At 33.1% G+C, this 12,421-nt stretch carries 11 protein-coding genes; 9 read left to right on the top strand and 2 right to left on the bottom strand.

Going from position 1 to position 12,421, the window contains the following annotated elements; translation table 11 throughout:
* Nucleotides 1–18: 18 nt before the first annotated feature.
* The 4 genes from MN581_RS08090 to MN581_RS08075 all read left to right on the top strand — a co-directional run bounded on the left by MN581_RS08090 (nucleotide 19) and on the right by MN581_RS08075 (nucleotide 5,386).
* Nucleotides 19–366, top strand: coding sequence for a YlbF family regulator (locus tag MN581_RS08090; protein ID WP_241699580.1), 348 nt, complete (start codon nucleotides 19–21; stop codon nucleotides 364–366).
* Between the two features lie 102 nt (nucleotides 367–468).
* Nucleotides 469–1,683, top strand: a complete 1,215-nt coding sequence (locus tag MN581_RS08085; protein ID WP_241699579.1) for a DNA repair exonuclease — start codon at nucleotides 469–471, stop codon at nucleotides 1,681–1,683.
* On the top strand, nucleotides 1,680–4,448 hold the full coding sequence (locus tag MN581_RS08080; protein ID WP_241699578.1) for an AAA family ATPase: 2,769 nt from the start codon (nucleotides 1,680–1,682) through the stop codon (nucleotides 4,446–4,448). The genes MN581_RS08085 and MN581_RS08080 overlap by 4 nt, the downstream gene beginning before the upstream one ends.
* Entirely contained in the window at nucleotides 4,445–5,386 is a 942-nt protein-coding gene (locus MN581_RS08075) for an HD domain-containing protein (protein WP_241699577.1), read from the top strand. The genes MN581_RS08080 and MN581_RS08075 overlap by 4 nt, the downstream gene beginning before the upstream one ends.
* A 49-nt stretch (nucleotides 5,387–5,435) precedes the next feature.
* On the opposite strand, the gene MN581_RS08070 is transcribed toward MN581_RS08075, so the two are convergent.
* Nucleotides 5,436–6,227 carry a class A sortase gene (locus MN581_RS08070; RefSeq protein WP_117973504.1) on the bottom strand — a complete coding sequence of 264 codons (792 nt, stop codon included), beginning with the start codon at nucleotides 6,225–6,227 and terminating at the stop codon, nucleotides 5,436–5,438.
* Nucleotides 6,228–6,444: 217 nt separating this feature from the next.
* On the opposite strand from MN581_RS08070, the gene MN581_RS08065 reads away from it, so the two are divergent.
* The 5 genes from MN581_RS08065 to acpS all read left to right on the top strand — a co-directional run bounded on the left by MN581_RS08065 (nucleotide 6,445) and on the right by acpS (nucleotide 11,920).
* The gene (locus MN581_RS08065) at nucleotides 6,445–7,209 is read left to right on the top strand and encodes a hypothetical protein (protein WP_117973503.1); all 765 of its coding nucleotides are present in this window, start codon (nucleotides 6,445–6,447) and stop codon (nucleotides 7,207–7,209) included.
* A 98-nt stretch (nucleotides 7,210–7,307) separates the two neighbouring features.
* A complete protein-coding gene (locus tag MN581_RS08060) occupies nucleotides 7,308–8,357 on the top strand; it encodes a D-alanine--D-alanine ligase (RefSeq protein ID WP_241699576.1) in 1,050 nt (349 codons plus the stop codon).
* A 51-nt stretch (nucleotides 8,358–8,408) separates the two neighbouring features.
* Nucleotides 8,409–9,782: a UDP-N-acetylmuramoyl-tripeptide--D-alanyl-D-alanine ligase gene (gene murF, locus MN581_RS08055; protein WP_117973501.1), complete on the top strand. Its 1,374-nt coding sequence runs from the start codon at nucleotides 8,409–8,411 to the stop codon at nucleotides 9,780–9,782.
* Nucleotides 9,783–9,903: 121 nt separating this feature from the next.
* The gene (locus tag MN581_RS08050) at nucleotides 9,904–11,451 is read left to right on the top strand and encodes a DEAD/DEAH box helicase (protein WP_117973500.1); all 1,548 of its coding nucleotides are present in this window, start codon (nucleotides 9,904–9,906) and stop codon (nucleotides 11,449–11,451) included.
* A 118-nt stretch (nucleotides 11,452–11,569) separates the two neighbouring features.
* On the top strand, nucleotides 11,570–11,920 hold the full coding sequence (acpS, locus tag MN581_RS08045) for a holo-ACP synthase (RefSeq protein WP_117973499.1): 351 nt from the start codon (nucleotides 11,570–11,572) through the stop codon (nucleotides 11,918–11,920).
* Nucleotides 11,921–11,949: 29 nt separating this feature from the next.
* On the opposite strand, the gene MN581_RS08040 is transcribed toward acpS, so the two are convergent.
* Nucleotides 11,950–12,333, bottom strand: a complete 384-nt coding sequence (locus MN581_RS08040; protein ID WP_071456038.1) for a hypothetical protein — start codon at nucleotides 12,331–12,333, stop codon at nucleotides 11,950–11,952.
* Nucleotides 12,334–12,421: the final 88 nt, after the last annotated feature.

The following is a 12,421-nucleotide window of genomic DNA, read 5'->3' as shown; positions in this document are numbered from 1 at the left end:
ATTTAAAGGAGCTTATATATGTCAAATAATATTTATGATAGTGCTAACCAAATTGAACGTGAAATTCGCCAAATGGATGAATTTTTAGCATTGAGTGATGCTTTTGACGCAGTGAAAGAAAATGAAGAAGCTTTTGAATTATTCAAAGCTTTTCAAGAATTGCAAATGACATTACAACAAAAACAAATGCAAGGTGAAGAATTTTCGGATGAAGATGCTAAGCAAGCACAAGAAATGGCTGAAAAAGTTCAAGGTGAAGCATTAATTCAAGATTTAATGCAAAAAGAACAAGCATTTAGCATGATTGTTAATGACTTAAACCGCATCATTATGCAACCAGTTCAAGATTTATATACGTTAGATTAATCGACACAATAATGGGTGGTTAAGCAAAGAGCTTAACCACCTATATTTTTTATAGAACTTATTCTGATTAAACATTATGAATGGCTAAAAGGAGTGTGACACATGAAATTTATTCATATGGCAGATTTGCATATCGATCAACCTTTTTCTGGTATTACAACAGAAGATGTAACATTTCAAAAAGAGATACAACAAATAAATTATAAAGTGTTTGAGACCATTATAGAAAATTGTATTAAGGAGTCAGTTGATTTCTTATTGATAGTTGGAGATACGTTCCATCAAGCAACATCGTCTATCTATACACAAAAATTTGTAATGGATCAATTTAGGCGTCTAGAAAAAGAACAAATCAAAGTAGTGATGTCTTTTGGAAATCATGATTATTATACGAAAAGTCGTTACTGGTTTGAATGGCCACAAAACGTCATATTATTTGATACTGAAGAAGTTACGACAAAGGTTCTACAAATGACAAATGGACAAAGTGTTTCTATTAGTGGTTTTTCTTATGAACATCAGTGGATTAAAGGCAATAAAGCGTTAGATTATCCAAGTAGAAGTATGGAAACAGATTATCACATTGGATTTTATCATGGTGAGATAGCACAAGAAGGAAAATATGCTCCGTTTCTTTTATCTGATTTAAAACCAACATATGATTATTGGGCATTAGGGCATATTCATAAGACAGAGGTGTTAACAGATAAACCACTAACTATTTATCCAGGAACTCCTCAAGGACATACTCGAAAAGAGAGACAGACTAAGGGAGTTAGTCTGGTTGAAGTCAATGGCTCTAGTGTATCGCAAAAATTTATCGATGTAAGTAAAGCAGCATGGGTGCAACAAGATATCTCATTAAAAGAAATAATACGATCAGATCAACTAACAAAAATTGAAAAAGAAATCATGGCAGCAAAATATACAAAAGAGGTAACCTTACTAGTAGTAAAATTGAGTCCATCTTCTGAAGAAGGACTAAGTGAGCTACTTTTAAATAAAGAAGAAATATTAGGTTATCTTCAACGTCAATTATTAAGAAAAACTTCTTATTATATTTGGTTAGTCGATATAATGATTGAGCCAATCGAGATAGATCAACTTATTATGGGATTTGATTCAAGTTTAGTCGATGATTTAGCACAACATTTCTTGAAGCGTAATGAATTTAATGATGTTGCGAAGGATATTGTGCAACAACCAGTAATTGGAACGAATATTGTATTTGATGAAGAAGATATGGAACGTATTGTAGAAGAAAGTAGCCAATTAGTGAAGGACAAAATGATTTTTAAAAATGGAGTAGGCCAATGAAAATAAGACGATTATACATTAATGGATTTGGAAAATTTAATAATCAAGTATTTAACTTAAAAGAAGATAATCAACTCATTTTTGGTGATAATGAATCAGGAAAATCCACATTATATCATTTTATACGGACTATTTTATTTGGTTTTCCTAAAAAACGTGATATGACACGTGATTTTACACCAGTAGCTGGAGCGACATATGGTGGGCATTTAATTATCGATCACCCAGTTCATGGTGAAATTTACGTTGAGCGATTTAAAGAAAAAAATAAAGGGCAGGCATATGTGCGTTTAGAAGATGGTCAAGTAGGAGACGAGAGACTTCTAACAACTATTTTATCACCTTTAACACGTGAAATTTTTGATGAGGTGTTTAGCTTTCAGCAAGAACAGTTGGTTGATTTAGATGATTTAAATGAAGTTAGATTGCAACGTTTACTGTTGACAGTTGGTTTAACAGGAAGTGAACGACTAACTGCCATATCAAATGATTTTCTAAAAGATAGACAACAAATATATAAACCTTCTGGACGAATTCCGTTATTAAATCAACAATTAAAAGAATTCAACCGTTTGGAACAGAGTATTCGTTTAGTTGAAGAACAAGAACAAACTTACCAAAATAAATGGGATCGACGAATAGAATTAGAAGAGTTGTTGGAAAAAGAACGTAAGGAGTTGGAAGATAGCTATTCCTTAGAAAAGACATTGCTAGATCAGCAAAAATATTTTCCTCTATACACCGAATGGCAAACATTGAACAGGGAGACCGGTGGAAAGAAAGAAAAAGACGCTGCCTCACAAACAACCATTAAGAGTGTGTCAGACGCATTACAGGAATATCGTTTTTTAACAAAAAAAGAGACTGAACTATTAGAAAATCAAAGTGAAATCATTAAAGACATTACTCCAGCTGTTCAATTTTATCTTGAGAATCAAGAATTATTTGAACAATTATTAGATGATCAATTGAGTGTTCAATCAATCAGTGAGCGACAAGAGGTTATGCAACAGCAACTCGATGCCTATACATCAAATAAAAAAGAATTATATGAAAAATATCGTTTATCAGATGCATTACTTGATGTGGTAATTGAAGAACAGGAAGAAATATCATTAAAAGAATTGGCAGAAGTTGAGGAAGAATTATTACGGAAACAAGTGATATTATCCAATGAACAAAGCCGATTATCCATTCGTCAGCGAAAACTAGATTATGAATTATCTGAATCAGAAAATCAATTAGATACTTCATCTGCATCGATTAATGAGGAACATCTAGATAATAGCCCATTTCTTGATTCATTTACGATAAAAATGTTTTCAGGGCTCTCAATAGCGATTGCTATTATGATGCTACTACTGGCAATTGTGTTAGGTGTATCATGGCTATATGTGATTGTCGTTATTTTTGCGGGGTTAGGTATTTATGGTTTTATGAATACATCTAGGGTACCAAAGTCGTCATCTGTGACCCCAGAAGAAGCCAAAACATTATATAAACAACAATTAGGCGAGGCGGATCAACTAGCTGGCGAGTTATATGAATTGGAAAAAGAACTAGCTAATTTTGAAGAACAGGATGCGTTAGTAAAAAAACAAAAAGAACAATGGGCGACAGCATATGGCTTCTCTACAGATGAGACGGTTTCAATGTGGTTAACTACATTACCTGTTTTTAGTCAATTACGTGACATTCAAAAAAATGAACAAGAGATGCAACAACAGCTTGAAACGATTGATAAAGCAATTGATTCTTATAAACAATCACTTTCTTTTGCTAAAGAGTGGATTCCTTTAGAAGATAAAAATATTCGTGATGGCTTTAAAGAAGTCAAACAATTTGTTGAGGCACAAAAAGAAGCAATTAATCGTCTGGAAGGTAGTGAAACAAGCAATATTCAAAGTGAACTAGCCTCTATTCGACATCAAAAAGCGGCTAGTCAACAATTGGTTAATCAATTAATTGATCAACATGAGGCTACGCCAATTGATATAGCTAAAGAATGGTTAAATCATCAAGAACAGCTAAATCAAAATGCTAAACGTTTAAGCGAATTAGAACGTCAGTTAGAGCACGTGTTCGATTTATCTAAAGAATACAAATTACTTTCAATCAACCGCGAAGTAATGAAGGTAAAAGAAATTCAGGATGAACTGAAAGATAAACAACGAATGTATCAAACAGAATGGCAACAAATTGATTATGATATGAAGCAAATGGAAAAAAATGGCTCATTAGATGATTTGAGACAAGAAAGAGCCACTCAATTAGCAAAAATTGAAGAAATGACAGAGCAATGGTTAACGTTACGATTTTCTGAAGAGTTGATTCAACGGCTATTTCAATACTTATCAGATCAACAATTACCAACATTACTTGGTACAGTCACAGGTTATTTCAATCTATTAACTAATAAAAAATATCATAAGGTATTAATAGAAGATGGTAGATTATGGGTCGTTGATACAACGCAACAGTCTTGGACAATTGATCAACTATCTACTGGGACAAAAGATCAATTATATATGGCTTTTCGTCTAGCTTTTATTCATTTACATAGTGAGGATTACGGTTCACCAATTGTTATAGATGATGGCTGGCTCCATTTTGATGATTCACGTAAGGCAACTTTATTTAATTTATTAGATATGTTAGGAAAAGATAATCAAGTTATTTGTTTAACATCTGATAAAGCAATGAGAGAATATTTTAAAATGAAAGATCAATCTGTTTTGGTTATTGGAGAGGAAGAAACAGCATGAAAAAATTAAGGGAACTTTCTGTAGATGAAACATTTGAAGCATTTGTCTTATTAAAAACAGCGGATGTTCGAGTAGCGAGAAATGGAAAAAAATTCATTGCGTTTACATTCCAAGATAATTCAGGCACGATAGATGGTAAGTACTGGGGAGCATCAGAAGAAGATATTGAGCTATTTACAACTGGTAAAGTTGTGTTCTTAAATGGTAAACGTGAGCTGTATCAAAATATGCCTCAAGTCAAAATTCTTCATATGCGTTTAGCTAAAAATGATGAACCGGTTGATCCGTCTTTATACATGGAAAAAGCACCTATTGATATTGATGAGATGAAACAGGAATTTAATGATTACTTACTAGATATTACTCAAGCAAAATGGCACCGTATTGTCCGTCATATTCTTAGTAAGTATCAAAAAGAATTTTTTGAATACCCAGCAGCAAAACGAAACCATCATGCGTTTGCAGGAGGGTTGGCTTTCCATACTTTAACCATGTTACGCTTAGCAAAATCTGTCTCACAAGAATACACAGAACTAAATCCGTCTTTGTTATATGCAGGTGTTATGTTGCATGACTTGGGGAAAGTACATGAACTATCAGGTCCTGTCGCAACAGAGTATACCTTAGCAGGAAATTTATTAGGACATATTGTGATGATTGATGAAGAAATAACAAAGGCTTGTATAGAATTAAATATTTCAGAACTAGATGAGGAAGTACTAGTTCTTAAGCATGTTGTATTAGCACACCATGGTTTGTTGGAATATGGATCACCTGTTAGGCCTAAAATTATGGAAGCAGAAATATTGCATCATTTAGATAATTTAGACGCATCAATGCAAATGATGTTAGGATCATTAAAACAAGTAAATCCTGGGGAGTATACAGAACGTATTTTTGGATTGGACAATCGAAATTTTTATTTACCAAATATTTAAAAAGCATTGAACATAAGAAACATTCTTGTGTTCAATGCTTTTTACTATATTAATAATAATTGTTTTGTGCTAATTCAAAAGCATCACGCATATCCTTTGGTGCTTTTTTTCCATTCACTTTTTTTACGAGTTCACCTTGTAAAATAAGACGGTGTTCACCAGATGTATCACAAGTGACTAAAGTAACCTGACGTTTTTCAGGAACATCTTCAATAACATCTACTCTTGTTGGTTCTACATATTCTTTCATGGTAACTTTATATTCATAGATATACTCTAAATCTGTGAGATAAATAGAAGATCCAAGTTCCACTCGGACTAAAGGAGCAAATAACAAAGTAGGATCATACATATAATGACTAGCTAAAGCATAGTTTCCAAACCCCATTTTCTGATCAGGTTTCATCGTTCCAGCTCCAACAGAAATAACGTAATTAGAAACCCCTTTTAGAATCGGTAAATTTAAATCCACACTGGGTATAGCAATACCACCCACAACATCTCCGACATCACGACCACGTGATTTAGTGACAGTATTGAAATCTAGCGATTCTACTTGATCAAAATCAAAAGTTGCTTCTTTTTGTTCATTTTTAACAACATCATCTCGAGTTATTTTATTGACTTGATATTGTGCCGTATTTTCTTTTACAAGATAATTTTTAATCTGGTTATTAAAAATTAATGCAATCCCTACTAAAAAAAGAATAATCATGATTAGATTAAAAAAGAAATGTTTAAATCGTTGCCCAATCGATTTTTTTTTGGTTTGATGTTTTGTTGAACGTTTTTTTTGTGATGAATCGTTTTTGTTAGAGATGATATTAGCCCCCTTTTTCATGTAATTCTATCAACTATCATACCATAATAATTTTAAAAATAAAGAAAGTAGGGTGATAAAACAACATTACGTTATTATGCCGTTTTTTTAAATACCTCACTAGATTTGTAATACAAACGTAATTAAACTGCTAGGGTTTATGTGTTCATTTTGTTAAGGAAAAATGGTATAGTTGTATTAATGGAAATTACTAGTAGAAGAAAGATAGGTGAAGGTGTTGCGACGAAATATATATGTTCATTTAGATGGTATTAGTAACTCGGTTTTAACAAAGGGACTTAGCCATCAAGACTTTGATCGTTATACTATTCATCGTCCCAAAAACTTACTATTGCTAGATGCTAGTGAGCTAGAGGGGGAGTATGAAGCGCATACTGGATTTAGGGTAATACGCGGCCAGGAAAATGTTGATCGATATTTAAGCAATTTAAATTATAATAAAAGGCGAGAAATTAAATGGTTAGATTTTGAAGAATATGATACATTAAAACGTTTGACAGCAAATGAAATTGCTGAAATATTGTATTTATCCCATATGAAGATGCAATTGCGTTCGCCTTTTTTTTATAAATTACAAAACAATTATGCTTTTTTTGAGACAGAACAAGAAGTGATGAAAGTATATTATCGAAATATAGACGAATTTTATCAGTCTTTATCTCAAAAAATTACTGATAAAGTTTTATACCAATTAAATGCTAATCGCTCTCTATTCTCAAAACGCTATACTAATATAACGCCTTTACCATACGATATAGTAAAAGAGTTAAAAAGTATTATGCAAGAAGGGACTGTATTTGAGTTTTCACAAGTTGGTCTAGATAATGGGGAGTATAAAATACCCGTACATGTTGTTGAAGATAATCTTAGAAAAATTGAGAGTAATCAATTATTTTTGGAAGAAAAAGTAGGTGTTTTAATCTATCAACATCAAAAGATGTCATGGTATTTTAAGACGGTAGATAACCCGATATTGTTTTAGTGCAGTGCTTCTTTTATTTATATAGATAAAAAATAAGGAATAGAATTTTGCTGAAAACTGGAGTATAATTAAGTCCTAGTAAATTTAGGAGGACAACCATGAAGATTTTTTTAGTATATGGTGGTAAAAGTGCTGAACATGATGTATCAATTCTATCGGCCTTTTCAATTTTACAAGCAATTTATTATAACTATTATTCAGTTCAATTAGTTTATATTACGAAAGATGGTAATTGGCTAAAGGGACCTGTGTATCATGAGGCACCTTTAAATAAAGAATCTCTACACTTAACGATTGCCAATGCTCAACCTATTTTACCAAGTGATTTAAAAGAAGGAAATGCGGTTATTTTTCCAGTATTACATGGTCCTAATGGAGAAGATGGTACGATTCAAGGATTATTTGAAGTATTAAATATGCCGTATGTTGGTGCGGGAGTTTTGGCTAGTGCATGTGCTATGGATAAAATCATTGGTAAACAGTTATTCCAGCAAGTCGGTATTCCTCAATTACCATATGTTGCAGTAACTAAAACGGGCTATAAAGATCACCAAGAAGACATTTTGTTAGAGTGTGAAGGTAGTTTGATTTACCCAATGTTTGTTAAACCAGCTAACATGGGTTCAAGTGTCGGTATTAATAAAGCTGAATCTCGTGAAGAATTAGTTCAGGCAATAGATGAGGCATTCCGTTTTGATCGACGTGTCATTGTGGAGCAAGGAATTGAAGCACGCGAATTAGAAGTTGCCGTATTGGGTAATGATGAAATCAGAACAACGTTAGCTGGAGAGATTGTTAAAGATGTGGCATTTTATACATACGAATCAAAATATTTGGACAATAAAGTGGAATTACAAATTCCAGCAGATATTTCAGCTGAATTACAAGAAACATTACAATATTATGCTAAAAAAGCGTACCAAACACTAGATGGTAGTGGATTGAGTCGCTGTGACTTCTTTTTAACAGCTAATAATGAGGTATTCCTAAATGAAGTGAATACGATGCCAGGTTTTACACCATTTAGTATGTATCCGTTACTATGGAAAAATATGGGATTAAATTATGGTGACTTGCTAGAAGAATTGATTCAATTAGCTAAACTACGTTTTGAAAAAAAACAACAAATTGAAGTTGAGCAGTTGTAGAGTTGGACGCTTGTTCAACTTTTTTTGTTGATAAGAGAAAGAAGGAGAGCTATGAACTTATTAATTAAAGAGATTGTCGCGGCGGTAGAAGGCATCAATTATGCTCAACATTTAGATGACCAAACGATTTCCTCTGTTGAGTTTGATACACGAAAAGTGCGAGAAAATAGCTTGTTTGTTCCACTAAAAGGAGCAAGAGATGGTCATGATTTTATTCCGCAAGCCATTGATAACGGAGCTTCTTTAGTTTTATCAGAAAAAGAGTTATCTGAAGATATTGCGTATATTAAAGTCGAAGATACATTAATTGCCTTACAAAAATTATCTCGTTTTTATTTAGAAAAAAGTGCACCTAAAGTAATAGGAATTACAGGGAGTAACGGGAAAACAACAACAAAAGATATGACGGCAGCTGTGTTATCACAAGCATTTAAAACATATAAAACACAAGGTAATTATAATAATCATATTGGCTTGCCTTACACGATTTTATCCATGCCAGAAGACACAGAGATGTTAGTTTTAGAGATGGGGATGGATCATAAAGGTGAAATTGAAGTCTTGTCAAATCTTGCGACACCAGATATTGCAGCCATCACATTGATTGGGGAATCTCATATCGAATACTTAGGATCACGAGCTGGCATTGCTGAAGCTAAAATGGAAATCACTTCAGGTCTTAAAAAAGAAGGCATTTTAATTATCCCAAATGATGAGCCATTGTTAAAACGATTGATAGTGGATATCTCACAAGAGGTTGAAAGTTTTGGGATAGATACGCAAGCAACTTTATCAGCTTCCATACTTTCAGAAACGAAAGTTGATACACAGTTTGAAACTAATCTATTTGAAGGTGAAGTATTTTCAATTCCGGTTTTGGGTGGCTATAATGTCAAAAATGCTTTGATTGCTTTATTGATTGGAAATCATTTTGGCATACCTGTTTCAAAAATGAAAAATGGGCTAGAAACATTTGATTTAACTAAAAATAGAACAGAATGGTTGAAAACAAATGACGGCATTGATATCTTAAGTGATGTATACAATGCCAATCCAACTGCAATGAAATTAGTGTTAGACACATTTTCTGCGTTAGAATTAGAAGGCAAGAAATATATTGTGTTAGGTGACATGCTAGAATTAGGGGAACTATCTAGCCAGATGCATGAAAGTATCTCCGAGCATATTTCACCAAATCATATTGATCAAGTTTATTTGTATGGCGAGCAAATGAACGCTCTTTATAATCTGTTAAATGATAGAATGCCAAAAGGTTCTCTTCATTTTTACCATAAAACAGAAAAAAAAGAATTAATGAAACATTTATCAAGTCAACTGCAATCAAAAGATACGGTTTTTCTGAAAGCAAGCAATGGAATGGGATTAAATGAAGTTGTTGATTTTTTATTAAAAAACCATGAATAGGCAAGGTTTTATTGTTAATTATTTAAGAATGTGATAGTATTATACGAATGCCTATTTTCATTTTTTTTCATTATATAAAAAGAAAAGCAGTCGATTTAGCAACAAACTAGGAGGATATCATTTGAAATTTAGTGAATTACAGTTAGAAAAAAGTTTATTACAAGCTATCGAAAATATTGGGTTTGAGGAAGCAACACCTGTACAGAGTGCGACAATACCATTAGCGTTAGAAGGAAGAGATGTTATTGGTCAAGCTCAAACTGGTACTGGTAAAACAGCCGCTTTTGGGTTACCAATGTTAAATAAAATTGACTCTAATAGACCTGAGTTACAAGCATTAGTTATTGCACCAACACGTGAATTAGCTATTCAAACACAAGAAGAATTATACCGTTTAGGTAAAGAAAAAAAAGTTAAAGTTCAATCAGTTTATGGTGGAGCAGATATTGGTCGACAAATTCGTGCGTTAAAAAACAAACCACATATTGTTGTGGGAACTCCTGGCCGTTTATTAGACCATATTAATCGTCGTACGTTGAAACTAGATACAGTGGAAACTCTTGTATTAGATGAAGCTGATGAAATGTTAAATATGGGATTCTTAGATGATATCGAAGCCATCATCTCAAAAGTTCCAGCAGAACGCCAAACATTATTATTCTCAGCAACAATGCCAGATTCAATCAAACGTATTGGGGTTAAATTCATGCAAGACCCTGAACATGTTCGTATCAAAGCAAAAGAAATGACAGCTAACCTAATTGATCAATATTACGTTCGTTGTAAAGAATTTGAGAAATTTGATATTATGACTCGTTTGTTTGATGTACAATCACCTGAGTTGACAATTGTTTTTGGCCGTACAAAACGTCGCGTCGATGAATTGGCTCGTGGACTTGAAATGCGTGGTTATAAAGCAGAAGGTATCCATGGAGACTTACCACAGCACAAACGTATGAGTATTTTAAAAGCCTTTAAAAATGGCGAATTAGATATCTTAGTTGCAACAGACGTCGCAGCTCGTGGATTAGATATTTCTGGTGTGAGTCATGTTTACAACTATGATATTCCACAAGATCCAGAAAGTTATGTTCACCGTATCGGTCGTACAGGTCGTGCTGGCAAAGAAGGTATGTCAGTAACCTTTGTTACACCTAATGAAATGGGTTATTTACATGTTATTGAAGACTTAACGAAAAAACGTATGACACCACTTCGTCCACCTTCTAAAAAAGAAGCAGTAGAAGGACAAATTGGTGCAGCGATTACTGAAATTAAAGATTTATTAGCAGCTAATGGCTTAGAAAAATATCAATTAGCAGCAAGTGATTTATTAGAAGACTACACAGCAGAAGATTTAGTGGCGTTGTTAATTAAACAAATTTCTAAAGATGATGCAGCTGAAGTCCCTGTAAAAATCACACCAGAACGCCCATTACCAAACCGTCGTGGTAATAATAAAAATAGTGGCCGTGGTAAAGGTGGTAACTATAACCGTCGTAATAACAACAAAGGTGGCGGCCGTGGTGGCAAGGAACAATATAACAAGAAAAAACGTTATAACAATTCTGATGCACCTAAAAAAAATAATAACAACAAATCAAACAACAAACCTTCGCAGAAAAAAGATGGTGGCCGTGGATTTGTTATTCGTAACAACGATAAATAATAGTTATACCAATCTAATAAGATTAGATTGGTATTTTTTATTTGTAATAAAATGATTCTATTCGCTTTTTTGTTTTAATGTCGTTATAATAACATTATCGTCAAAAGGGAGTGCTAATATGATTATGGGAATTGGTATAGATGCTGTAGAGCTATATCGCATAGAAGATATTATAAAGAATAATCCTAAATTTATTTCCCGTGTGCTAACGTCTCGTGAGTTGGAAATCTTTGAAACGTTAAAAATAAAGAGACAAACAGAATTTCTAGGGGGTCGTTTTGCGTGTAAAGAAGCTTTCTCAAAAGCGTATGGGACAGGAATTGGAAAAGTAGGATTTCAAGATATTGAGGTGTTATCAGAAGAAAGTGGTCGACCAATAGTGTATCAGTCTATATTTGAAGGGCAGGTTCATGTGTCCATTACTCATACAGACAAAGTAGCCTTCGCTCAGATTATTTTAGAAAAATAAAATAAACGAAACAATTGTTGTCGTTTCGCTTATTTACTAATTGATAAATTTTGAGAATGATTAGGGTGGATGATGGATATTTTCCTTATATAGTTAGCTGAAATCATACGGATTTCATTCGATTTTTGTAATTTAATGACTAAGGCATTGCGATTAATCGCATGTTGGTAAATTCTGCCAACGAGTGTTTCATAACTAGCTTGTGATGGCTCTTGATATTGAAGAACCACCAGACTCTTTTGAAGTATGGCTTTACTAATTTGTTGCTGGATAAGAGCTAAATGCTTTTCCTTTTCTGACTCATCATCTAAAAAAGAAGAAATAAATCTCTGTGATGAACGGGAGATAAAACGAGTAAACTTTTTGACATGATTTTCTTTATTAGGCTTTGTAGACGGTTGCTTTTTTATCATCAGTCATTCTCCTTTTAAGTCTTTCTTTCTCTTATTATACGGAGCAGAGATAGGTTAGTCAAACAAATAATAGTAGTGAAAACAGTGG

The sequence above is a fragment of the Vagococcus sp. CY53-2 genome, from assembly GCF_022604695.1.
GTDB lineage: Bacteria > Bacillota > Bacilli > Lactobacillales > Vagococcaceae > Vagococcus.
Note: the sequence above shows the minus strand (reverse complement) of the source record. Positions and strands in the feature narration are given on the sequence as shown.